The organism is Citrobacter sp. W9 (genome assembly GCF_026719375.1).
GTDB lineage: Bacteria > Pseudomonadota > Gammaproteobacteria > Enterobacterales > Enterobacteriaceae > Citrobacter > Citrobacter werkmanii.
In genome coordinates this window covers 85,881-109,615 of sequence record NZ_JAPPTE010000005.1, presented here as the reverse complement: position 1 = coordinate 109,615, position 23,735 = coordinate 85,881, and the positions used below count along the sequence as shown (strand labels likewise).

Below are 23,735 nucleotides of genomic sequence, written 5' to 3'. Positions count from 1 at the left end.
TTTTATGATCTATCCTGATGAAACAATGCTTTACGCACCGGTAGAATGGCACGATTGCTCTGCAGGCTATACCGACATTCTCTACGAGAAATCCACCGACGGTATCGCCAAAATCACCATTAATCGTCCGCAAGTACGCAATGCTTTCCGTCCTGTTACCGTAAAAGAGATGATCCAGGCGCTGGCGGATGCCCGCTATGACGACAACATCGGCGTGATCATTTTGACCGGTGCGGGTGACAAAGCGTTCTGCTCAGGTGGCGATCAGAAAGTGCGTGGCGACTACGGCGGATATCAGGATGACTCCGGTGTGCATCACCTGAACGTGCTGGACTTCCAGCGTCAGATTCGTACCTGCCCGAAACCGGTCGTGGCGATGGTGGCAGGGTACTCCATTGGCGGCGGCCATGTACTGCATATGATGTGTGACCTGACCATTGCGGCAGAAAACGCCATCTTTGGTCAGACCGGCCCGAAAGTGGGTTCCTTCGACGGCGGTTGGGGTGCCTCTTATATGGCCCGTATCGTTGGTCAGAAAAAAGCGCGTGAGATCTGGTTCCTGTGCCGTCAGTACGATGCGCAACAGGCGCTGGATATGGGCCTGGTCAACACCGTGGTTCCGCTGGCAGATCTGGAGAAAGAGACCGTACGCTGGTGCCGTGAGATGCTGCAAAACAGCCCGATGGCGCTGCGTTGCCTGAAAGCGGCGCTGAACGCCGACTGCGATGGGCAGGCAGGCCTGCAAGAGCTGGCCGGTAACGCCACCATGCTGTTCTACATGACGGAAGAAGGTCAGGAAGGCCGTAACGCCTTTAACCAGAAACGTCAGCCTGACTTCAGCAAATTCAAACGGAATCCGTAATGCGTAGCGCGCAGGTATACCGCTGGCAGATCCCCATGGACGCGGGGGTGATTCTGCGCGACAGGCGGTTAAAAACGCGTGATGGGTTGTATGTTTGTCTGCGTGACGGCGAGCGTGAAGGGTGGGGAGAGATCTCCCCGCTGCCAGGCTTCAGTCAGGAAAGCTGGGAAGAGGCGCAAACCGAGCTGCTGGCCTGGGTGAAAGGCTGGCTGCAAGGGGATGCTTCTTTACCACAACTGCCTTCTGTCGCTTTTGGCGCAAGCTGTGCGCTGGCCGAACTGGCAGACGCTCTGCCGGAGGCTGCAGACTATCGTGCTGCGCCTCTGTGTACGGGCGATCCTGACGATCTGGTGCTGCAACTGGCGGATATGCCGGGCGAAAAAGTCGCCAAGATCAAGGTTGGGCTGTATGAAGCGGTTCGCGACGGGATGGTAGCCAATCTGCTGCTGGAGGCGATTCCGGAGCTGCATCTGCGACTTGACGCCAACCGTGCCTGGACGCCGTTGAAAGCCCAACAGTTCGCGAAATACGTCAATCCAGAATATCGTGGACGCATTGCCTTCCTTGAAGAGCCATGTAAAACCCGCGATGACTCACGCGCATTCGCACGTGAAACCGGCATCGCTATCGCCTGGGACGAAAGTCTGCGCGAAGCGGATTTCACCTTTGAAGCCGAAGAGGGTGTCAAGGCTGTGGTTATCAAACCGACGCTGACCGGTAGTCTCGACAAAGTGCGTGAACAGGTTGCGGCGGCGCATGCGCTTGGTCTCACCGCCGTTATTAGTTCGTCTATTGAGTCGAGTCTTGGCTTAACCCAACTGGCGAGAATTGCCGCCTGGCTGACGCCGCAGACCATTCCGGGTCTGGACACGCTGAGTCTGATGCAGTGCCAGCAGGTACGCGCCTGGCCGGGTAGCGCGTTGCCGTGTATTGCCGTTGATGCGCTGGAACGCCTGCTATGACCTCATGGGAAACGCCTGCTAGCGCAAGCTTAGCGGGCACTGACTGGCCCTGGCGCGACTGGCGACAGGTTCGTGCGCAGGCGCCAGCCCTGCGCCTCAACGATGAAGTATTAAGCTGGAGTGAGCTTTGCACGCGCGTCGATCATCTGGCCTGCGGGTTTGCCGCTCAGGGTGTGGAAGAGGGCGATGGCGTCCTGCTCCGCGCATGGAATCATCCGCGAGCCTTACTGGCCTGGCTCGCGCTGCTGCAATGTGGGGTGCGGGTTTTACCTGTGAACCCGCAGTTGCCACAGTCGTTGCTTGACGCGCTGGTTCCGGACTTAACGCTACGTTTTGCCCTGGATCTGGAGGCGGCTACCGCGTTCCCGGGGCTGAATCCGTTGCAGATGCAGGCGCTACCTGGCGCACATGCCGCCGCGTGGTTGCCTCAGCGCTTGAGCACAATGACGTTAACCTCAGGTTCCACCGGATTGCCGAAAGCGGCGGTTCACACCTGTCAGGCGCATCTGGCAAGTGCGCAGGGGGTGCTGTCATTAATGCCGTTTGGCGCTGAAGATGACTGGCTTCTTTCACTGCCGCTGTTTCATGTCTCCGGCCAGGGTATTTTATGGCGCTGGTTGTTTGCCGGAGCGCGAATGACCGTGCGCGACAAGCAGCCGCTGGAACAAATGCTGGTCGGCTGCACCCATGCCTCGCTGGTCCCTACTCAGTTGTGGCGCTTGTTGGTCAATAAAACACCGATCACGCTCAAAGCGGTGCTGCTGGGCGGCGCGGCTATTCCTGTTGAGTTGACGGAGCAGGCGCGCGATCAAGGGATTCGCTGCTGGTGCGGTTATGGACTGACGGAATTCGCTTCCACCGTGTGTGCGAAAGAAGCGGATGGTCTGGCAGATGTCGGTTCAGCCTTAGCGGGCAGAGAAGTCAGAATCGTGGATGACGAAGTCTGGCTGCGTGCGGCCAGCATGGCGCAAGGCTACTGGCGCAACGGGCAGCTTACCCCTCTGGTTAACGCGGAAGGCTGGTTTGCCACCCGCGATCGTGGGGTGTTAAAGGAAGGCAAATTAACCATTATCGGTCGCATGGACAATCTGTTTTTTAGCGGCGGGGAAGGCATACAGCCAGAAGAAGTGGAACGCGTGATTGCAGCGCATCCGCAGGTTCTGCAGGCCTTTATTGTCCCATTAGAAGATAAAGAGTTTGGTCATCGTCCGGTGGCGGTCGTTGAGTATGACACCGATGCTGGTGACGCCAATCTTGCAGAGTGGGTTCAGGATAAGCTGGCCCGTTTTCAGCAACCGGTTTGTTGGCTGACGTTGCCGCCCGAGCTCAAAGCCGGAGGGATTAAAATCTCTCGTCGCGCGTTGGCGGATTGGGTAAGTGCTTCATCATTAACATTAAGAAAACATTAATTACATTTCTCATTTTTGCCATTCCGTCGCTATTGTCGTTTTGTTTATCAGCTAAAGTGTAACCTGATGTGAAATTCATTAACAAAAGGTGCGCTATGGAATGGCATGTGAAGAAGTCTTGCTGTCATAAGAAAGCAGGGAGGCTCTATATCGTACTTTGCGATAGCGGTGGATCACTTAAGATGCTTGCTGAGGCGCAATCTTCCGAGCAGGTTAAACCTGGCGATCTCCTTTCGCCGCTGAAAGACGCCCAGTATTGTGTTAATCGTGATGCATCTCGCGTGATTAAAATAATCGATGCCAGACAGTACATATGTGACGAATGGGAGCGCCTGGTACGACTGTCGGCAGATAAATGAGCTCAGCGCCGATGCTGGTCAGCAGGCAGAAAAATCGCCATTAAACCCGCCATGATGCACAGTACCCCAGCCAGCGCTTTCACTGAAAATGTGCCATGCCAGCCGGGCAGAATCATGGATGCGATCCAAACCAGAACATAGCTCAGGCTGAGCAGGGCATAAGCCTTGCTCAGGGCGAGCTGATGCAGGGCCTTATGCCAGCAAATTACCGACAGTAAATATCCCGCCAGCCCACTAAAAAGAGCAAATGCGCCAGTGTTGAGGGCGAATACGGCGGATAGAAATTTCAACGGTTGCAGCATCGGCGGCAGGTTATCCATCGCAAAGCCGAGACTCAGTTGGGCGGCCGAGGTGATAATAACGCTACATAATCCCCAAAATATGCCCATTACACCGCGCTCCCAAGAATGAATATGCCGGCGATTATCAGCCCCACCCCCAGCCAGTGGCGCGTTGCGACCGGTTCGCGCCAGATTTTCCAGGCGGCCAGCGTCACCCAGACAAAATTCAGGCTCAGCATGGGATAGGCGATGCCAACAGGGATATTCTGCAACACCACCAGCCACAGCAGCATAGCCAGGCCGAGGCTTGTCAGGGCCAGCCCAATCCATTGCGTAATATGGCGTTTTCGCCTGCCTGAAGGTACCGGACGGGTTGCCTGCTTCTGGCATAACTGTCCGCATACGCTGAGCAGGCTGGCGAAAATTAAGACTATCCAGATCATTTCGGTCGATACTGAATCAGGACCAGACGCCCCTGATTATCGATATAATCAGCGGGAGGAATGGCTAGTTGATTAATATCTTCATTCTTATCAATCGAGAGCACGAGGGTAATATTTCCTTGCTGACGGTGTTGGGCTAACCAGTCGGCAAAGTCCGTCCGACTGACAAAGCGCCCTTGGGCATCCGGATAGTTGAGGCCGTATTTCAACTCGCCTGTTTGTCCGTATAGCATGATGTCGTCACGCTTCAGGCTCCAGGCCAGCCCCGCGGCGACGCCAACGCTGTCGGTGAGAATATAGCGGCTGGATTCCAGCGACTCTTTGGTCATCTCGACAAAAAACTGCGGTTGTTTAGATTCCATGACCCGATCGGGAATGGAGAAGCCAAACAACAGCGCCAGTCCTAGTGGGCAAAACGCGGCAAATTGCCAGTTCTTCTCGCGGTTATTTAACGTATACCAGCCAAAGAGCGTCCAGGTGAGAAAAATACCCCATGCACAAAAAACCTTATAGGTTTCGATATGCGACCAGACAGGCGTTTTCAACGGTCCCAGCGTGGAAACAATAAACGTGGCGATAATGCCCGCCACACCAAACAGAACGTTGATCCAGCCATTCACACGCAGCGCGGCTGAACCTTTTTGCGCGGCCTGCAGGCCGAACCGCGCCGTTAATATCGCCAACGGCGCGAAGCAGGAAAGAATATAGGTCGGCAGTTTTCCTTTTGCGATGCTGAAAAACAGGATCGGCACGATAATCCAGCTTAGCAGGTATAGCGCGCTGCGCGAAACATCGCGTTCCCGCCAGCCCGTGCGCAGCGCGCCGGGAAGCAGCCCGAGCCACGGTAACGCGCCAGCCAAAAGCACGGGAATGTAGTACCAGACAGGGGCTTTATGTTGGGCATTATCCTGGGCGAAGCGTTGAATGTGTTCGACCCAAAAGAAATAATGCCAGAAGTCCGGCTCACGCTGAGCAATCGCTACTCCCCACGGCAGCACAATCACGACGCAGCCGACGACTGCCAACAGGCCGTAGATGATCAGGTCTTTCCAGCGTTTTTGCACGAAAACCCACGGCAGTACGCTGAGCACAGGAACGGCAAGCGCCAGAAAACCCTTGGTCATCACGCCCATGCCGCAGGTTAACCCTAACAGCAGAAAGGCGATGATTTTGCGTGTTCTGGTCGTGGCCTGCATCCCCTCCCAAAAGCAGCACATGCCCGCCATCAGCCAGAGTGCGATCATAGGATCAAGTACCGCGTAGGTACCGATGCTATAGACCGAAAAAAAGGTTAAAAAGATGACTGAAGAGAGTACTGCGGTACGCTTATCCTGCCATATTCGCATAGTAAGCCAGGCTACCAGTAGCGCAGTCAGCAAGGTGGCAAAAATAGCGCCCGCTCTGACGCCAAAATTATTGGCGCCAAACAGCCATTGCCCGATGCTGTTCAACCAGTATCCGGCAATCGGTTTTTCAAAATAACGCAGCCCTAAAAAGTGCGGAACGATCCAGTCGCCAGAGGTCAGCATCTCCCGGCTGATTTCGGCATAGCGCGTTTCATCAGGTTGCCACAGCAGACGACTATTAATAGGTAAAATAAAATACAGCGCGATAAAAGCGATAAATGCCAGGGCGTTACGTACCGATTTCATTGTGTCATATCCACGGGTTGCTGACAGCCGAGCCATCCCTCTCTGCCGGGAATTTTCCCACGCACGATCCGCCCTGTTGGCAGCGTACTGATATCGTCCGGTAGCAGATCCCCGAGCGGGCAAAACGTAATTCCCATGTCGGCAGCGCGAGTGAGCAGCTCGTCAAAATTCTGCTGAAAGGCAATACCTTCCACTTCTGCATGAATGGTGTATACCGGCGTCTCTCTGCTCATCCGGATGTGGGAGAGAATATAAGCGTTAAAGTCCACCGCCTGAACCTCCTGACCCACCACTTCATCCCATGTGGGTAATGTGACAGGAATTTGCGGCGTACCTGCTTTCCCGGACGCCAGCACAGGACGGAATAACGACGTTCCCCGACAGTCGCTGTTATAGCGCAGATGGAATGTTTCTTTGGCATGGACGACGCGGTCATCGGCACGCCATCCCGCAACGGCGGAGCAGGTAACGGGCTGATTGATGATAGCTTCAAGGTCGGTAATGCCACGTGAAATATCGTCAATCAGCTCTTTGTCATTCCAGTTTCCGCTTCGCGCCTGCCAGGCATGGTGATCCCAGGCATGCAAACCGGTTTCATGAAGCAGGGCGGTTTGCGCAATAATTGCCGCATTGGCCTGGCCGATCTCTTTTCCCGGCCATGCTGTACCCGCCAGCAAAATATCCCATCCGTAGAGCGATGCTGCGTTTGAGCGCAGCATCTTCCACAGAAATTGTGGCTTCACAAGACGCCAGAGATGGCGTCCCATGTTGTCAGGTCCCACGCTAAAGAAAAAACTTGCCCGAACGTTATGTCGGTTCAATGTCTCCAGCAGACGGGGCACGCCTTCGCGCGTCCCCCTGAACGTGTCGACATCAATGCGCAAGCCAACTTTGGTCATGATGTGTGTTCCGTGATATCCACACTGCGTAAGAAGAAGTCCAGCGTCTCTTCTACCGTTTCCTGCATCTCAATGGTGGGTTCCCAGTTCAGGCAACGTTTTGCGTTACGAATATTGGGCTTACGATGCTCAACGTCCTGATAACCTTTACCATAGTAGGTGCTGCTTTCGACGTCGCGGAAACCGGCAAACGGCGGAAAATGCTGACGTAATGGATGTTTTTCAAAGCAGGAAAGCAGCATTTCTGCCAGTTCCTGAATACTCGCTTCGTTCTCCGGGTTACCGATATTGATAATCTCGCCGTCACAACGTCCGCCTTCATTTTCAATAATGCGGTACAGGGCTTCGATACCATCGCGAATGTCGGTAAAGCAGCGTTTTTGCTTGCCGCCTTCAATCAGCTTAATCGGTGAGCCTTCCACCAGATTGAGAATCAATTGGGTAATGGCGCGTGAGCTGCCGATTCGCGCGGCATTCAGACTGTCCAGACGCGGTCCCATCCAGTTAAACGGACGGAACAGGGTGAAGCGCAATCCCTCTTTTTCGCCGTATGCCCAGATCACGCGGTCCAGCAACTGTTTGGAAACGGAGTAGATCCAACGCGGTTTATTCACCGGACCGACGATCAGATTCGAGCTGTCCTCATCGAAGACTTTATCGGTACACATGCCGTAGACTTCGGACGTTGACGGGAAAATGATGCGCTTACGGTACTTCACGCAGTAGCGAATGATTTTCAGGTTCTCTTCAAAATCAAGCTCAAACACGCGCAGTGGGTTACGGGTATATTCGATTGGCGTGGCGATCGCGACCAGCGGCAATACGACGTCGCATTTTTTCACATGATATTCAATCCATTCGGAGTGAATACTGATGTCGCCTTCAACGAAATGGAAACGCGGATGTTGCAGGAAACGTCCAATGGCGTCGCTACCAATATCGAGTCCATATACTTCGTAATTGTCTTCTTGCAGCAGGCGCTCGGTCAGATGGTTACCAATGAAGCCATTAACGCCGAGGATCAGCACGCGAGTACGACGTTTGCTGGTGGTAACTGACTGGCTGTTCAGACGAGAACCGGGTACGAGGCCCAGAACCTGCGCCAGCTGTGAGCCCTGCATTGCAATACCATCGCCAGCTTGCCCGGTAATAATCTCCAGTGCGCCATCGACACAGGCGATCAGCAAAGGCGACACGGAGATGACGGTGCCAGGTTGGGCTGCAAGGCTATTTGTGCAAACACGCGATGACCAGACGGTGAACTTTTGCGTGCCGACATAGCTAAATGCGCCCGGCCACGGATCGCTGACAGCGCGGACCTGGTTATGCAGCTCCGCGGCGGGTTTGTTCCAGTCAAGGAAGCTATCTTCCGGTGTGCGGCGGCCAAAACAGGTAGCCTCTGCTTCCTGTTGAGGGCGTTCTGCGTAATCCCCCGTTTTAATCGCGGGCAGCGCCTGTTCCAGCAGGTGACGCGCAGCCTGGCACAATTTATGGTGCAGCGTTAACGCCACATCATCCGGAGAGATAGCGACAGACTGCTGGGCGATAATAGCGCCCGCATCCGCGCGTTTGATCATGCGATGAAGCGTGACGCCGGTTTCGGTTTCGCCATTGACCAATACCCAGTTCAGCGGCGCGCGGCCGCGATATTTCGGCAGCAGCGAGCCGTGCAGATTAAATGCTCCCTTAGGCGCAAGACTGAGGATCTCCTCACTCAGTAAATGGCGATAGTAGAACGAGAAGATAACATCGGGTGCCAGTTGGCTAATGCGCTCGATCCACAAAGGATGATTAACCTCGTCCGGGGCGTAAACCGGAATACCGGCGCTGGCGGCGAGGCGGGAAACAGAGCCAAAAAACGCTTTTTCACCCGGGTTGTCGGTGTGCGTAAAAATTGCGGCGATTTCATAACCTGCATCCAACAAGGCCTGGACACCCTGACATCCCATATCGTGATAGGCAAATACGACGGCTTTCATGCGCGGTTTTCCTCGGTTGACTGCGTGGTTTGTGGGCGGATAACGTGTTGAACAAAATAGCGGGGGCGGGCGCGGACATCGTTATAGATGCGACCGATATATTCGCCGAGTAAACCCATGCCAATGAACTGTGCGCCGATAAAGGTAAACAGGACGGCAAACAGCATGAATACCCCTTCCGCGGCCCACTGCGGGCCGAGCGTCAGGCGCAACACAACAAGCAGAACGGACAACGTAAAGCCCGTGGCGGCAATCACGCTGCCGAGCAGGCTCAACATACGTAACGGCGTGGTGGTCAGACAGGTCACCAGGTCATACATCAGGTTGATCAGACGCATGAAGCTGTATTTTGAATCACCAAATTCACGCTCTGCATGGTGTACCGGGATCTCCGTGGCGCGACGGGCAAAAATGTTGGCCAGAATCGGAATAAAGGTGCTGCGCTCCTGACAATGCAGCATGGCATCGACAATATGGCGACGATAGGCGCGTAACATGCAGCCGTAGTCGCCCATTGCTTTACCGGTAGTACGCTGAATCAGGTGGTTGATCATGCGCGAGGCGGTCTTACGAAATACGCTGTCCTGTCGATTCTGGCGTACCGTTCCGACCACATCGAAGCCTTCATCTGCGGTGGCGACCAGCCGTGGGATCTCCTCCGGCGGGTTTTGTAAATCGGCATCCAGCGTGATGATCAAGTCACCGCTGACATGGCTGAAACCAGCCATAATCGCCGAGTGCTGGCCGTAATTGCGGTTCAGCAGAATAGAAACAATATGGCTGTTCGGCGCCTGAGACGCGTCCATCATCAGTTGCGCGGAATGGTCGCTGCTGCCGTCATCGATCAGCAAGATTTCATACTCTTTGCCCAATTTTTCGCAGGCGGCGCTGGTACGTCTGATTAGCTCTGGCAGGCTTTCCTGTTCATTAAAAACGGGAATGACCACCGAGACTTTTTTGATCGGTGTTGCTTCAAACATGGTTATTGTCCTGCAATCTCGCGAAGTGCCGTAATAACTCGCTGGGTGTCAGTGGCGGTCATATCGGGGAACAACGGCAGCGAGCAGATGCGTGCGCTATTCCACTCTGTATTGGGCAGCGAAAGCGTGGTGAAGCGTTCGCGATAATATTTTTGCGTATGGGCCGCACGAAAATGCAGACCGGTGCCGATATTTCTGGCCTTCAGCGCTTCCATTAAGGCATCTCTGTTCAGGCCACAGCGCGCTTCGTCAACACGAATGATAAACAGATGCCAGGTATGAACGTGAGACCACTGGGGCAGGCTCAACGGTTGAAATGGCGTATCGGCCAGCGCCTGTTGATACTCCCGGGCAATTTGTGCGCGGCGTGAGTTCAGTTGCTCCAGTTTCTTCAGCTGGACCAGCGCGATGGCGGCATTGATATCCGTGAGGTTGTATTTGTATCCTGGCGCCAACACTTCAGCCTGCGGCGCGCGGCCGTAGGTTTGTCGATCAAAAGCATCAACGCCCAGGCCGTGAAACTTCAGACTGCGAAGCCGCTGGGCAAGCTGGCCGTCGTCGGTAACAATCAGCCCACCTTCCGCACAGGTAATATTTTTGATGGCGTGAAACGAGAAAATAGCGGTGCCGTGCGCGCCGACATGACGATTTTTATATAACGTCCCTACGGCGTGCGCCGCATCTTCGATGATCGGAATGCCATAGCGCTCGCCAATGGCATAAATCGCGTCAAGATCGGCCGGGGCGCCTGCGTAATGTACCGGAACAATCGCTTTGGTTCGCGGCGTGATGGCCGCTTCAATCTGCTCTGGCGTGACCATGAGCGTATCACGATCAACGTCGACCATGACCGGCGTCGCACCCAGCAGGACAATCATATTGAGGGTAGAAACCCACGTCATCGATGGCGTGATGACCTCATCGCCCGCACCAATGCCCAGCGCCATTAGCGTGATGTGCATTCCAGCGGTGGCGGAGCAGACGGCGACGGCATGCTGATTTCCCGTGAGCTGGCAGAAGGCTTGTTCCAACTGCTGATTTTGCGGGCCGGTGGTTATCCATCCCGAGTCCAGAACCGCCTTCACTGCGGTAAGCTCTTCAGCTCCCATCGCCGGGCGAGAGAAAGGCAAAAAGTCAGACATCATTATTCCTTCAAGCCATTTAACGCACCGACGTTTTATTTTTCGCGATAAACAGGCGCGTCGTTAATTATTTATCAGGCTTCAAAGGTTAATGACTGAAGGTTAATTTATCCTTAAGAGTTTAAGGTTCGAGATATAAAGGAAAATAACGGTGTTTTTAATTTATTATTTTGAAATTAAATGAATTTTACAGAAATGGCGTGGCGTAAACGGCATTGCTGGTTGCTGTAGCCAGGTCAATGCAATGCCGCAATTCAGGAAGGTATTTTATGCCGCTATTAGAATGATAATTTACAGTAATCCTTTCAGGGTTAATGTTTTACGCGTGGCGACATTTAAGTCGTACGTGCCGAGATCTTCCGGTTTAACCCAGGCGAATGCCTGAAACTCTTCGTTAATGTTCACTTCACGATTCGCCGCGACACAATCAAAGATGAGGTAAATCATGTAAATCTCTTCCTGGCTGCCATCGGCATAGGTTTTGGTGCGAATATCATCACTGAAGGTCCAGGGGCTAATTTCTGACAACACGAGCTGTTCGCCCAGTTCTTCCCTTACTTCCCGACGCAAAGCCTCTTCAATGCGTTCGCCCGCTTCAACACCGCCGCCAGAAAGCGCCCACTGGCCGGGGAAAACGCCACGGTCATCAGCCATTTTGCACAGTAAATAACAGCCATTATTTTGAATTAATGGACAAACAATCGTTCTTTGGCGCATAGGTTGGGTCCTTGTAGGGGATGCTGAGAATTCCATTGTGTACCCATCTTACCTTTTGCTGGCGGCAGAAAAAACGCTTCCATGACGTTTAACCCTGCTTTATCAGGGGAGAAGGGGATGTTTGTTGAAAACGGGGGCCTGCTATGTCGATTCTGCAAATAGCCCTGGAATTTAACCTTAACTCAAACTTGTAAGTAGTATTTGGTTACAATATGCCATTGCATCGCTTTTTTAGCTCATTGATTCCTTGTCATCTGGCAGTACAATTCCTCGGTTTTGGGGCTATGTTTTGATTCTTGCTGGAAAGGATAGAAAATGAAAAAAAGTTTAATGTTGGGTTTTGCCGGAATGCTGTTTGTTTCCGCGTCGGCGAGCGCAATTAGCATTAGTGGCCAGGCGGGCGAAGATTACACCAACCTTGGGTTTGGTATGGGGACTGAATCTACCGGACTGGCGGTCAGCGGTAACTGGATGCATAACGATGACGACGGTGATGCAGCCGGTCTGGGACTGGGTCTGAATATTCCACTTGGTCCGTTGCTGGCAACCGTCGGAGGGAAAGGTATTTATACTAACCCTAATGATGGTGATGAAGGCTACGCGGCGGCAGTTGGTGGCGGTTTGCAGTGGCCGATTGGCGATAGTTTCCGCCTGTTTGGCGAGTACTATTACTCTCCTGATTCGCTTTCCAGCGGTATCGACAGCTATGAAGAAGCCAATGCCGGTGCGCGTCTGACAATTATGCGCCCGCTGAGCATTGAAGCCGGTTATCGCTACCTGAACCTGGCGGGTAAAGATGGCAACCGCGATAACGCGATTGCTGATGGTCCGTACGTTGGGGTTAACGCCAGCTTCTGACATTTCTGGCGCGGCGTTCAGTCGCGCCTTCCCCCCTCCATGCGCTATAGTGTTTTCATCATAAAAGCAGGAGAACACGATGTTAAACGTGGAGATGCTATCCACCGGGGATGAAGTGTTGCACGGACAAATCGTCGACACCAATGCCGCCTGGCTGGCTGATTTTTTCTTTAATCAGGGATTACCGTTAACCCGCCGCAATACGGTAGGGGACAATCTTGACGATTTGGTCGCTATTCTACGTGAGCGTAGCGAACACGCCGATGTGTTGATCGTTAATGGCGGTCTGGGGCCAACCAGCGATGATTTAAGCGCGCAGGCGGCGGCAACGGCAAAAGGCGAGGGGCTGGTATTGCATGAAGCCTGGCTGGCCGAGATGGAGCGTTATTTCCGCGACCGTGGCCGCGTGATGGCGCCGAGCAACCGCAAACAGGCTGAGCTTCCTGCCAGCGCTGAATTTATCAATAATCCTGTCGGCACCGCGTGCGGGTTCGCCGTGAAGCTAAACCGCTGCCTGATGTTCTTTACGCCTGGCGTGCCATCGGAATTTAAAGTCATGGTTGAGCATGAGATTCTGCCGCGTTTGCGTGAGCGTTTTTCTCTGCCTCAACCACCTCTCTGCCTGCGATTAACCACCTTTGGCCGTTCCGAAAGCGATCTGGCGCAGAGTCTGGATCCGCTGCCTTTGCCGCCGGGAGTGACAATGGGTTACCGCTCGTCGATGCCGATTATTGAGCTGAAGCTGACCGGGCCTGATTCCCAACGAGACGCCATGCTGGCGCTGTGGCCTGAAGTGAAGCGGGTTGCCGGGCAGAATATGATATTCGAAGGTACGGAAGGTTTGCCGGCGCAAATCGCCCGCACGTTGCAGGAGCGACAATACAGTCTGACGCTGAGCGAACAGTTCACCGGTGGCTTAGTTGCACTCCAGCTCTCTCGCGCTAATGCTCCTCTGCTAGCGAGTGAAGTGGTTCCGTCTCAGGAAGAAACGCTGGCGCAAACGGCGCACTGGATTACCGAGCGACGCGCCAAACATTATGCCGGGCTGGCGCTGGCAGTATCGGCATTCGAAAGCGAACATATTAACTTTGCGCTGGCAACACCGGATGGGACACATGCCTTGCGCGTAAGGCTTAGCGCTAATCGCTACAGTTTGCCGATTCGTCAGGAAGTTTGCGCGATGATGGCGCTGAATATGCTGCGTCGTTGGCTAAACGGCCAGGATATCGCCAGCGAACACGGCTGGATAGAAGTGGTTGAATCGCTGACGATTTAAACATTGATTGGGAAGGCTACAAACCTTCCCAACCTGACTCACTCTGTAACATCGCCAGGCAATAGCCCGGTAATTAACTGAACCAAATTATGATCAATTCCATTTTCCAGCATCATGCGAGCGATACGTAAGGCTTCTTCTTGCGTACCCTTTTGCACTCCCTGTTCTAATCCTTGCTGTATCCCTTCTTGTAGGCCATGGTGGTGGCCTTCTTGTCTTAGCCTCTCTGCGATCGTCATCAACCTCTCCTTGTGATGGGGGAAACGTTCGGCAACCTCATGGATAAATGCGCTGACGTGAGAAACATTGCCGTATCGTAGCAGGTAATTTAATAGCGTTTGCAGCTGGCTGTCATTAGCGGTGCTTGTAACTAAAAGCGAGACCAGACGGTCCACCAGCCCCATCAAATCACGATCGCGAATATGTTTTTGCATTAATTCAAGCAACGCGACGCGCCGATGCTGCGCAATCTCATCGTCCGGTATTACGGTGATGTCCACCAGCGGGAAAGCCTCTGAATACAGTTGTCGTGCCAGCTTCAGCGTTTGCAAATCGCACATTTCACGTAATGCTGGAGGAAGGTGAATATCCAGAAAATCCCGAGCCATCTCAGGGTAAGACATTATCTTCTTAAAAACGGCATCATGCGGTGTAGCGGTGGTTGATTCATCCATGGTAGTCCGTCACCTGAAGGAGAAGATGGCATGACGGTACTCACTTTTAATCAGAGCTGCATTGGGGGATTTGGCTATTTGCGTGAGTGAATCAGAGATAAATACGCCCGATTGCAACGTATTCAGATAGGCGGAACAGAGTACGCAAAAATGCCCGGTAACAAACGCCACCGGGCAACAGAGTTAACCTAATGCTTTGGCAAGCAGGGTGATCGGATGTTCACAGCGAAGGCTTGTAGACATCTCTATCTGCCATTTACAGGTTTCACAGTCGGTGACAACGATATCGGCACCGCTTTCTTCTATCTGGCGGAATAACGGTGCGCCAATCGATTGTGACGTCGGGTAGTTTTCCTTTTTAAAGCCGTATGTTCCGGCGATTCCGCAACACTGAGAATCTAACACCGTCAGCTCCAGTCCCGGAATTTGGCGCAGCAGCTCCAGCGTGTAGAGCGTCCAGCCCATTTTCTCCATATGGCAAGGCGTGTGATAGACCACTTTCAGCGGTAGCGTCTTCAGCGGCAACGTTTTGCCTTCATCCAGCTTGCGCCACAGCCAGCGGGTCGCCAGCTCAATATGTTCACGCAGACCGGTGTTGTCGACGTCCAGCACTTCCGGGTACTCATCGCGGAGTGCAAAGGTACAGGTTGATGAGGTGGCGATCACCGGAATACCTTTCCCGTCAATTGCTTCCCTGAGCGAGGCCACGTTGCTGACCGCCTGTTTGCGCGCTTTATCGGTAAAGCCGTTGGCGATCAGCGGTACGCCGCAGCATTTCTCTTTGCTCAGCAGCTGTACGCCGGTTCCCATGGCGTTCAGGACCTTGATCAGGTCTTTGCCGAGTTGCGGATGGTTGTAATTAACAAAACAGCCGTGGAAAAAGGCGACCTGCTCCGGATACTGCGCCTGCTGTGCGGCAACGCTGCGATACCAGCGGCGGAACGTACCAAAGGAGTATTTCGGCAGCGTACGGCGATGGTCGATTTTCAGCGCGTAGTCCAGCAACTGGCGTACCGGTTTCAGCGAGGTGGCGGTATTCACTATCGGCGCGAACGGGGTGGATACACTTCCCATTAAATCCGTATGGCTTAAAACAAAATTACGCAGCGATGGACGCGTAGTGTCATATTTGGCGCGCGCACGCTGGATGATATCGCCAATTTTCACATCTGACGGACATGCCACTTCGCAGCGCTTACAGTTGATGCAGTATTTCAGCGCATCGTCGTATAACGCGCCATCTTTCAGACGCAGACGCTCGCCGTCCGGTCCGGCCTGTTTTGGGCCAGGGTAGCCCGGATTGACGCGGCTTACCGGGCAGGCGGTGGTGCACACCGTGCACTTGATACAACTTTCAAAACGTGTGTCGCTCATTGCTGTCCTCCTGCACGTTTCGCAATGTCATGTGCGGCGTGTAAGGCGCTGACTGCACATACGCCGCCTCCGCAACCCTCGGCAATAGGGTCAAAACCACCGAGAACAGAACCGATGGCATACATGTTCTCTACCGTTTTCCCCGCCAGCGACGGGCGCAAAGTGGCATCGGTTGTGACGCCAAACTGTTGCCACGGTTGCGGATCGAAGACATCACGCTGATACCACTCGGCGCGGGTGGCGGTTTGCTGTACATCCAGTCCGAGGATCGGTTCGTGAATGGCCTCGCGCGTGGCGACCAGACCGCTGCTGAAAAAGCTGCCGCTGGCGAGCACGGCGAAGCGTGGACGCAACGGGATATCGGCATGGTTACGGGTCCAGACTTCATTGACGACGCCATCCTGACAGGTGATTTTCTTCACTTCATCACCCGGCATCCAGACACCGCCCTGGCGTACAAACTGGCGCTGTAATTTGTTGTGCAGACGCATACCCAGTACCGAAGGCGGTAGAGTCGGTAACAGCGTCAACGAGCAGGGAAGGCGCTCGTTAAGCCAGTGCCAAAGGCGCTCATCCGCCAGGCCGAAACAGGCTGGCATAATAATCATGTCGCAGGTTTTTGCCAGTGGCAGTAAAGCATCATAGAGCAGCGACCATTTATCTTCGTTGTCCAGCAGGCGCGCAATATTGACAGCGCGAAACTCGGTTGGATTATCACGCAGGACATCCAGTTCAGGCAGATCGATTTCCGCCGTCTCGACGCTGAGATTGCGCTGGCGCAGCGAGGACGCGGCGAGATGCGCCTGAAAATCCAGTAAACCGCTGATACCGACAACGCAGATACGCTGTGCGGACAGTGGCCACACCGGAACTTCTGGGGAACTTAACCAGGTTGAGCGCAGGGTTCCCAACGGGGTTACGCGTTGATGTGACTGGTGTACTTTGCCCTGCAAATGCGTTCCGCATTCTTCCAGCAGATCCTGCGCCTGCTGGGCAAGATCCAGGACGTTCTGTGTTCCGATGATGCTATACGGATGCGTGGGCGCCTGAGTACGCAGCGCATTCAGACCGGCTTCTATCTCCATCACCGGTTGACCATCGGGCAAGTTGCTGAGCAAATCCAGTGAGCCGGAGGAAAAATGCAAGGCGCTTTGGCCGCGCGTGACAATCGTACAGCGCAACCCGCTTTTTTGCAGTTGCAGGCCGCACAGCAGTCCTGCCAGGCCGCCGCCGATAATGACGGTATCAAATTTCATCCTGGTGCTCCTTTTCCAGACCGCACAATCCCTGATAGACCCAGCGCGTGAATTCGCTTTCGCGCAGCGCGTCGCCCCAGGCGATAGGCTGCACGCCTTTCCAGCGCTCGTTGAGGAAATCGGAAAGCTGGGTAATAGATTGCGCAGCGGTAGTGACATTAAAACGTTGCAGCAAACCTGCGGCGCGGCAGGCGCACAATTCGCCCTGGCAGGTCCCCATACCAACGCGGGTACGGCGACGCAAATCCAGCAGGCTGTTGACGGTTAAATTCTCGACGGCGTATTGCACTTCGCCCGCAGTGACCGCTTCACATTCACAGACCAGGCTACGGTGCTGACGACCTTCGCTAAGCCACGCCGGGGTGCGATCGCCGTGACGGTAGACCGCCGAACCGCGCAACGGCGCGGGCAACGAAATTACGCGTTTCAGCGTGTGCTCGGTGGATTCCTGCGAGCCGGGCAGCGCGGTGTCTGCGGTGGTGCAAGGTTGAGAATTGCCCAGCTTACGGCAAACGGCATCGGTGGCCCATTCCGCCATCAGACGGTAGGTCATCAGTTTGCCGCCAGTAATGGTGATAAACCCATCCAGTCCGTCACGTTCAGCGTGATCGAACAGCACAATACCGCGGCTGACGTTACGACCGCTTGGATCGTCGTCGCTGGCGACCAGAGGTCGCACACCGGAGTAGGCGCGTAAAATGCGCGTTTTCGCCATAACTGGCGCCAGTTTCTCGCCTTCGCGCAGCAGAATATCGACCTCTTCTGCGGTGACGCGGTTGCTGTCAATATCGTCGTAATCAATGTGTTGCGAGGTGGTGCCGATGAGCGAAATGGTATCGCCAGGCACCAGAATATCGGCGTCAGAAGGTTTACGGCAGCGGTTAATGACATGCTGGTTTATGCGATGATCCATAATCAGCAGCGACCCTTTGGCCGGGAACATCCGGATACTCAGATCGGCATATTCGGCAATGCGCTGGCCCCAGATCCCGGCGGCATTCACCACCACCGGCGCATGCAGGGACTGCATCTCACCCGTCAGGTGATTGCGCACGTTAACGCCGCAAACCGTTGTCCCTTCGCGAATCAGTCCCGTCACTTCATGGGCCGTTAAGATAACTGCGCCATGCTCACGCGCATCCAGCATGTTGGCGGCGGTTAAGCGGAAGGGATCGACCGTACCGTCCGGCACTTTGACCGCGCCAATCAACTGTGGGTTGACGGAGGGTTCGATAATGCGCGCCTGCTGAGGGTCAATCGCTTCTGCGCGAATACCGGCCTCTTCACAGGCGCGAATGAAGGTAGCCTGGAAGGAGAGCTCATCCTCCGGCAGGGTAATAAACAGACCGTCCGTCGGCTCAACGCAATGACGGGCGATACGTTTCAGAATCTGGTTTTCGCTGATGCACTCACGGGCAGATTCAGCGTCGGTGACGGCGTAGCGCGCACCGCTGTGCAGCAGGCCATGGTTACGTCCGGTCGCGCCCGTGGCGATATCGTGGCGTTCCACTAAGATGACGCGCAACCCGCGCAGCGCACAGTCGCGTGCGATCCCTGCACCTGTTGCTCCTCCACCAATGATAATCACGTCACTTGTTTGCGAGTCGCGAGTTTTCATTGTTTTTCCTCACAGTTCGTTTTTTATCATTTAGCCACATAAAAAACATGGATTGTTTGATTTCGCGCATAATCGCTCATTATTCGAAAATGAAACGTGATTTCGTGCGCCTTTATGAACATTTGTCATAAATCTGTAACAATTTGTGCTGCGTTTCACATTTTTGTTAGGTATCTTTCCTTAACATCGCGGCCACACTGGAAGCGGTAGGGTAGTAATGACGAACTGCAGTGTTTACTTCGAATGAAAGACGGCCACGGAGGCTACGCTATGTTGAGTATTTTTAAACCAGCGCCACATAAGGCGCGTTTGCCTGCTACGGAGGATCGATCCGACATATCGTCGATTGCGTTGGCAGATTTTCCTGGGGATTTTCTTTGGTTATGCCGCGTACTATCTGGTACGTAAGAACTTTGCCCTGGCGATGCCATATCTGGTTGAGCAGGGTTTCTCTCGCGGCGATCTGGGTTTTGCCTTGTCCGGTATCTCCATCGCTTACGGATTTTCGAAATTCATCATGGGGTCCGTTTCGGATCGCTCGAATCCGCGCGTTTTCCTGCCAGCAGGTTTGATTCTGGCTGCCGCAGTGATGTTGTTTATGGGCTTTGTGCCGTGGGCGACATCGAGCATTGCGATTATGTTTGTGCTGCTGTTCCTCTGCGGATGGTTCCAGGGGATGGGGTGGCCGCCGTGTGGCCGTACCATGGTGCACTGGTGGTCGCAGAAAGAACGTGGCGGCATTGTTTCCGTCTGGAACTGTGCGCACAACGTGGGCGGCGGTCTGCCTCCTCTGCTGTTCCTGCTCGGTATGGCCTGGTTCAATGACTGGAAAGCGGCGCTGTATATGCCTGCTTTCGGTGCGATTGTGGTTGCGCTGTTCGCCTTTGCGATGATGCGAGATACGCCGCAGTCTTGCGGTCTGCCGCCTATCGAAGAGTATAAGAACGACTACCCGGACGATTACAACGAGAAAGCCGAAGAAGAGCTGACCGCCAAGCAGATCTTCATGCAGTACGTACTGCCAAACAAACTGTTGTGGTACATCGCTATCGCCAACGTGTTCGTTTATCTACTGCGCTACGGCATCCTGGACTGGTCACCAACCTACCTGAAAGAAGTGAAGCATTTCGCACTCGATAAATCATCCTGGGCCTACTTCCTGTATGAATACGCAGGTATTCCGGGCACGCTGCTGTGTGGTTGGATGTCGGATAAAGTCTTCCGTGGCAACCGTGGCGCGACCGGCGTGTTCTTTATGACGCTGGTGACTATCGCGACCATCGTTTACTGGATGAACCCGGCAGGGAACCCGAACGTTGATATGGCTTGTATGATTATCATCGGCTTCCTGATCTACGGCCCGGTCATGTTGATCGGTCTGCACGCGCTGGAACTGGCGCCGAAAAAAGCGGCGGGCACGGCGGCAGGCTTTACCGGACTGTTCGGTTATCTCGGCGGTTCTGTGGCGGCGAGCGCCATTGTCGGCTACACCGTTGACTTCTTCGGCTGGGACGGCGGCTTTATGGTGATGATTGGCGGTAGCGTGCTGGCGGTCATTCTGCTGGTGGTCGTCATGATTGGTGAAAAACGTCACCACGAAGAAGTACAGCTGAAACGTAACGGGGGCTAATTAATGAAAACCACATTGAAAAGTCTCAGCGTGGCGCTGATGCTGGCTGGTATGGTCGTTAGCAGCGCGGCGGTCGCCGCCGATAAAATCGTGATTGCGCATCGTGGGGCAAGCGGTTATTTACCGGAGCATACGCTGCCCGCGAAAGCGATGGCCTATGCTCAGGGCGCGGATTATCTGGAGCAGGATTTGGTAATGACCAAGGATGACCATCTGGTCGTCCTGCATGACCACTATCTGGACCGCGTCACCGATGTCGCTGAGCGTTTTCCGAATCGTGCGCGTAAAGATGGACGTTATTACGCCATCGACTTTACGCTGGACGAGATCAAATCGCTGAAATTTACCGAAGGCTTTGATATCGAGAATGGCAAAAAGGTACAGACTTACCCTGGGCGCTTCCCGATGGGGAAATCTGATTTCCGCGTGCACACTTTCGAAGAAGAGATTGAGTTCGTTCAGGGACTGAATCACTCAACCGGTAAAAACATCGGCATTTATCCGGAAATGAAGGCGCCGTGGTTCCATCACCAGGAAGGGAAGGACATCGCAGCGAAAACGCTGGAAGTGCTGAAAAAGTATGGGTATACCAGCAAAAACGACAAGGTTTACCTACAGTGTTTTGATGTCGCGGAGTTAAAGCGCATTAAAAATGAACTGGAACCAAAGATGGGGATGGATCTCAATCTGGTGCAGTTGATTGCGTACACTGACTGGAATGAAACCCAGGAGAAAAAGCCGGACGGTAGTTGGGTTAATTACAACTATGACTGGATGTTTAAACCGGGTGCCATGAAGCAGGTAGCGCAGTATGCGGACGGCATTGGGCCGGACTACCACATGCTGGTTGATGAGAAGTCGAAAAAAGGCAATATCTCGTTAACTGGCATGGTTCAGGACGCGCATCAGAACAAGATGGTGGTGCATCCTTATACTGTTCGTGCCGATCAGCTACCGGATTACACCACTGACGTAAACCAGCTGTATGACATTCTGTATAACAAGGCGGGCGTTGACGGGTTGTTCACCGACTTCCCCGACAAAGCAGTCAAATTCCTGAATAAAGAGTAATGGCACAAGGCCTGTGATGCACCTCCGGTCACAGGCCTTATTGGATAACGTTATAAACTGTTAGATAAGGCCGTCTGCTGTCAACGTTTCCATACAAGCCTGCAGGAGAAATAAAGGGCTGCCGTCCACCGGCGGCTCTTTTGCCAGTAACGATATCTGTCGATAGAATGTCGGCTCCAGCGCCACCGAGCGTATCTCCCCGCCAACGGCCTTCAGCGTTAACTCCGGTAATAACGCAATACCCAGCCCCTGACGAATAAAACTCATCGCGGTATCCGGATGGTTAAATTCGTATTTAATAACCGGCTCGATACCCTTCTCTTTAAATAGCGTCATGATGCTTAATTCATAGCGACCTTTACTGATAATCAGCGGTTCTCCCAGCAGTTGTTCAACCGTAACCGCGGTATGGGCTGCCAGAGGATGGCTTTCGGGAACCACAACGGTAAATTTATCGCGATAGACCGGTACGCAGTACATGCCGCTCACCGGAAAATGCACAAATCCGGCATCAATGTCCCCACTGCGCAGGGAATCAACGATCGCCGTGCTGTTCTCTTCGAAGGGACTGATTTTGATGTGCGGATGATGCTGCTCGAAGTGGTGGATAATGCCCGGTAAAATGCAGGCGCAGGCGCTGGGAAAGCAGCCGATGCGCAGGGTTCGGGCTGGGTTTTTTCGCTCCTGCTCGGCAATTTCTTTCACCGCGTTGGTTTCTGCAACGATCATGCGCAGGTGCGGAACGATCCGCCTTCCAACCGGGGTGAGCTGAATGTCTTTACGGCGCTCGCGGATAAGACATTCGACTCCCAACTCTTCTTCAAGCGCCGAAATGGCCTGGCTTACAGCGGATTGGGTCATATACAGCCGCTTACTGGCTTCGGTAAAACCGCCGCATTCAAGCACGGTAAGCAGGGCGTGGATCTGGGTTAATGTCATTAGTTCCCTCTAATTAACAATATTAAAACGATTAATTTCTCTAATATGATGAATCTGTTTACACTTGCGGTCTACCGTATAAATCACATTTTGACGCACCTCTCCGTTGCTCAGTTGAGCTGAGCGTTGCCTGCGTGCGCCGTCTGGACAGGCTGTCGAATATGAAAGAAAAACTGTGGACGAAAGATTTTTGGGCAATCACGATAATTAGCTTCATTATATTCTTTGTGTTTTATGTCCTGCTCACGTTATTACCGATCTATATTTCGGATCGCCTGCACGCCACGCCAGATAAAGCCGGCTTATTGGTCACCTTCTTTTTAGGCGCCGCAATTGTTGTGCGTCCGTTCGCCGGGCAATGGGTGGGGAAATATTCGAATAAAACGATTCTGGTGCTCTCTTCTCTGGCCTTTTTGGTTGTCACTGCGCTGTATTCTGTTTGCCACTCAATTGAATCGCTGCTGTTTATTCGGGTGCTTCATGGGGTGACGTTTGGCGTCATTACCACGGTAAAAGGAACGATTTCCGCGCGGCTGATACCGGCCTCCCGACGTGGGGAGGGCATCAGTTTTTTCTCGTTGGCCATGGGGCTGGCAATGGTTGTGGGGCCGTGGGTAGGGCTGAATATGGCACGCTGGGAAGCTTTTACCACCGCATTCTGGCTGTGTAGCGCGGTTGCCGTACTGGGTATTATCCTGTCATTGATCGTCGCCGTACCGCCGGTCATCCGTCATGCCGACGGCTCAAAACCGAAGCTGGGATTTGCGGCAATGTTTGATCGCGCCGCGCTGCCTTTCGCGATGGTGACGTTTTTCATGACTTTCTCCTATGCGGGTGTTTCTGCTTTTCTCGCGCTGTATGCGCGCGAGTTGGATCTGATGGCCGCCGCCAGTAATTTCCTGTTGTGCTACGCCATTTGTCTGATGATCTGTCGAACCTTTACCGGCAACATTTGTGATAAAAAGGGGCCGAAATACGTGGTATATCCGTGTTTGCTGGCCTTTACCATCGGACTGGTGGCGCTTGGCTACACCAACGGCAGTATCATGATGATTATGGCCGGGGGATTAATCGGCATTGGTTACGGCTCAGTCACGCCGGTATTCCAGACACAAATTATTAGCTCGGTGGAGCCGCATAAAATTGGCATCGCCAATTCGCTTTTCTTCAATGCGATGGATGCGGGAATGGCGATCGGCGCGTTCATTATGGGAATGATGGTCGAGGGCGTGGGCTATCGGGCGATTTATCTGGTAGGGGCGCTGCTGGTGGTTTTAGCCGGGGCGCTGTACATTGCGCAGATGAAGCGCCGCGGGGCGATGCCGTTAGTTAGCGCACACGAAGTGCACTAACC

Annotated in this window: 21 protein-coding genes and 1 pseudogene; 9 read left to right on the top strand and 13 right to left on the bottom strand. The window is 53.8% G+C overall.

Annotated elements, in window-relative coordinates; all coding sequences use genetic code 11:
- The first annotated feature begins 4 nt into the window (after window positions 1–4).
- The 4 genes from menB (at window position 5) to pmrD (ending at window position 3,592) form a co-directional block, all read left to right on the top strand.
- A complete protein-coding gene (gene menB / locus OOJ59_RS10115) occupies window positions 5–862 on the top strand; it encodes a 1,4-dihydroxy-2-naphthoyl-CoA synthase (RefSeq protein ID WP_038642278.1) in 858 nt (285 codons plus the stop codon).
- A complete protein-coding gene (gene menC, locus OOJ59_RS10110) occupies window positions 862–1,824 on the top strand; it encodes an o-succinylbenzoate synthase (RefSeq protein ID WP_038642276.1) in 963 nt (320 codons plus the stop codon). Before menB ends, menC begins: the two co-directional genes overlap by 1 nt.
- The gene (gene menE / locus OOJ59_RS10105; protein ID WP_160955508.1) at window positions 1,821–3,233 is read left to right on the top strand and encodes an o-succinylbenzoate--CoA ligase; all 1,413 of its coding nucleotides are present in this window, start codon (window positions 1,821–1,823) and stop codon (window positions 3,231–3,233) included. The genes menC and menE overlap by 4 nt, the downstream gene beginning before the upstream one ends.
- Window positions 3,234–3,328: 95 nt before the next feature.
- Entirely contained in the window at window positions 3,329–3,592 is a 264-nt protein-coding gene (gene pmrD, locus OOJ59_RS10100; RefSeq protein ID WP_087857366.1) for a signal transduction protein PmrD, read from the top strand.
- Window positions 3,593–3,594: 2 nt separating this feature from the next.
- On the opposite strand, the gene arnF is transcribed toward pmrD, so the two are convergent.
- From arnF to nudI, 8 genes are all read right to left on the bottom strand, one after another.
- Window positions 3,595–3,981 carry a 4-amino-4-deoxy-L-arabinose-phosphoundecaprenol flippase subunit ArnF gene (gene arnF, locus OOJ59_RS10095; protein ID WP_160955507.1) on the bottom strand — a complete coding sequence of 129 codons (387 nt, stop codon included), beginning with the start codon at window positions 3,979–3,981 and terminating at the stop codon, window positions 3,595–3,597.
- Window positions 3,981–4,316 (bottom strand): 4-amino-4-deoxy-L-arabinose-phosphoundecaprenol flippase subunit ArnE, encoded by a 336-nt coding sequence (arnE, locus tag OOJ59_RS10090; RefSeq protein ID WP_121529311.1) that lies wholly within the window; start codon window positions 4,314–4,316, stop codon window positions 3,981–3,983. Before arnE ends, arnF begins: the two co-directional genes overlap by 1 nt.
- A complete protein-coding gene (gene arnT / locus OOJ59_RS10085; RefSeq protein ID WP_160955506.1) occupies window positions 4,313–5,968 on the bottom strand; it encodes a lipid IV(A) 4-amino-4-deoxy-L-arabinosyltransferase in 1,656 nt (551 codons plus the stop codon). The genes arnE and arnT overlap by 4 nt, the downstream gene beginning before the upstream one ends.
- The gene (gene arnD / locus OOJ59_RS10080; RefSeq protein WP_160955505.1) at window positions 5,965–6,867 is read right to left on the bottom strand and encodes a 4-deoxy-4-formamido-L-arabinose-phosphoundecaprenol deformylase; all 903 of its coding nucleotides are present in this window, start codon (window positions 6,865–6,867) and stop codon (window positions 5,965–5,967) included. Before arnD ends, arnT begins: the two co-directional genes overlap by 4 nt.
- Window positions 6,864–8,846: a bifunctional UDP-4-amino-4-deoxy-L-arabinose formyltransferase/UDP-glucuronic acid oxidase ArnA gene (gene arnA / locus OOJ59_RS10075; protein WP_121529308.1), complete on the bottom strand. Its 1,983-nt coding sequence runs from the start codon at window positions 8,844–8,846 to the stop codon at window positions 6,864–6,866. The genes arnD and arnA overlap by 4 nt, the downstream gene beginning before the upstream one ends.
- Complete coding sequence (gene arnC / locus OOJ59_RS10070; RefSeq protein WP_087857371.1) at window positions 8,843–9,826, bottom strand: undecaprenyl-phosphate 4-deoxy-4-formamido-L-arabinose transferase; 984 nt, start codon at window positions 9,824–9,826, stop codon at window positions 8,843–8,845. Before arnC ends, arnA begins: the two co-directional genes overlap by 4 nt.
- A 2-nt stretch (window positions 9,827–9,828) precedes the next feature.
- A complete protein-coding gene (gene arnB, locus OOJ59_RS10065; RefSeq protein WP_160955504.1) occupies window positions 9,829–10,968 on the bottom strand; it encodes a UDP-4-amino-4-deoxy-L-arabinose aminotransferase in 1,140 nt (379 codons plus the stop codon).
- 291 nt (window positions 10,969–11,259) lie between these two features.
- Window positions 11,260–11,685, bottom strand: coding sequence for a nucleoside triphosphatase NudI (gene nudI / locus OOJ59_RS10060; protein WP_137350871.1), 426 nt, complete (start codon window positions 11,683–11,685; stop codon window positions 11,260–11,262).
- Window positions 11,686–12,000: 315 nt separating this feature from the next.
- Here nudI and OOJ59_RS10055 point away from each other — a divergent pair, with 315 nt between their 5' ends.
- Together OOJ59_RS10055 and OOJ59_RS10050 are read left to right on the top strand one after the other, a co-directional pair.
- Window positions 12,001–12,543: a YfaZ family outer membrane protein gene (locus tag OOJ59_RS10055; protein ID WP_038642254.1), complete on the top strand. Its 543-nt coding sequence runs from the start codon at window positions 12,001–12,003 to the stop codon at window positions 12,541–12,543.
- Window positions 12,544–12,622: 79 nt separating this feature from the next.
- Window positions 12,623–13,819 (top strand): nicotinamide mononucleotide deamidase-related protein YfaY, encoded by a 1,197-nt coding sequence (locus OOJ59_RS10050; protein WP_085047831.1) that lies wholly within the window; start codon window positions 12,623–12,625, stop codon window positions 13,817–13,819.
- 38 nt (window positions 13,820–13,857) lie between these two features.
- On the opposite strand, the gene OOJ59_RS10045 is transcribed toward OOJ59_RS10050, so the two are convergent.
- The 4 genes from OOJ59_RS10045 to glpA all read right to left on the bottom strand — a co-directional run bounded on the left by OOJ59_RS10045 (window position 13,858) and on the right by glpA (window position 18,741).
- Window positions 13,858–14,493 (bottom strand): Rpn family recombination-promoting nuclease/putative transposase, encoded by a 636-nt coding sequence (locus OOJ59_RS10045; RefSeq protein ID WP_160955503.1) that lies wholly within the window; start codon window positions 14,491–14,493, stop codon window positions 13,858–13,860.
- 183 nt (window positions 14,494–14,676) lie between these two features.
- On the bottom strand, window positions 14,677–15,867 hold the full coding sequence (glpC, locus tag OOJ59_RS10040; RefSeq protein WP_038642250.1) for an anaerobic glycerol-3-phosphate dehydrogenase subunit GlpC: 1,191 nt from the start codon (window positions 15,865–15,867) through the stop codon (window positions 14,677–14,679).
- The gene (glpB, locus tag OOJ59_RS10035) at window positions 15,864–17,123 is read right to left on the bottom strand and encodes a glycerol-3-phosphate dehydrogenase subunit GlpB (protein ID WP_160955502.1); all 1,260 of its coding nucleotides are present in this window, start codon (window positions 17,121–17,123) and stop codon (window positions 15,864–15,866) included. The genes glpC and glpB overlap by 4 nt, the downstream gene beginning before the upstream one ends.
- Entirely contained in the window at window positions 17,113–18,741 is a 1,629-nt protein-coding gene (glpA, locus tag OOJ59_RS10030; RefSeq protein ID WP_160955501.1) for an anaerobic glycerol-3-phosphate dehydrogenase subunit A, read from the bottom strand. Before glpA ends, glpB begins: the two co-directional genes overlap by 11 nt.
- A gap of 270 nt (window positions 18,742–19,011) precedes the next feature.
- On the opposite strand from glpA, the pseudogene glpT reads away from it, so the two are divergent.
- Together glpT and glpQ are read left to right on the top strand one after the other, a co-directional pair.
- Window positions 19,012–20,371, top strand: a pseudogene (gene glpT, locus OOJ59_RS10025) (glycerol-3-phosphate transporter).
- 3 nt (window positions 20,372–20,374) lie between these two features.
- Complete coding sequence (gene glpQ / locus OOJ59_RS10020; protein WP_038642242.1) at window positions 20,375–21,442, top strand: glycerophosphodiester phosphodiesterase; 1,068 nt, start codon at window positions 20,375–20,377, stop codon at window positions 21,440–21,442.
- Between the two features lie 60 nt (window positions 21,443–21,502).
- On the opposite strand, the gene OOJ59_RS10015 is transcribed toward glpQ, so the two are convergent.
- Complete coding sequence (locus OOJ59_RS10015; protein WP_160955500.1) at window positions 21,503–22,381, bottom strand: LysR family transcriptional regulator; 879 nt, start codon at window positions 22,379–22,381, stop codon at window positions 21,503–21,505.
- A gap of 161 nt (window positions 22,382–22,542) precedes the next feature.
- Here OOJ59_RS10015 and OOJ59_RS10010 point away from each other — a divergent pair, with 161 nt between their 5' ends.
- Window positions 22,543–23,733 carry an MFS transporter gene (locus OOJ59_RS10010; RefSeq protein WP_160955499.1) on the top strand — a complete coding sequence of 397 codons (1,191 nt, stop codon included), beginning with the start codon at window positions 22,543–22,545 and terminating at the stop codon, window positions 23,731–23,733.
- The last annotated feature ends 2 nt before the right edge of the window (window positions 23,734–23,735 follow it).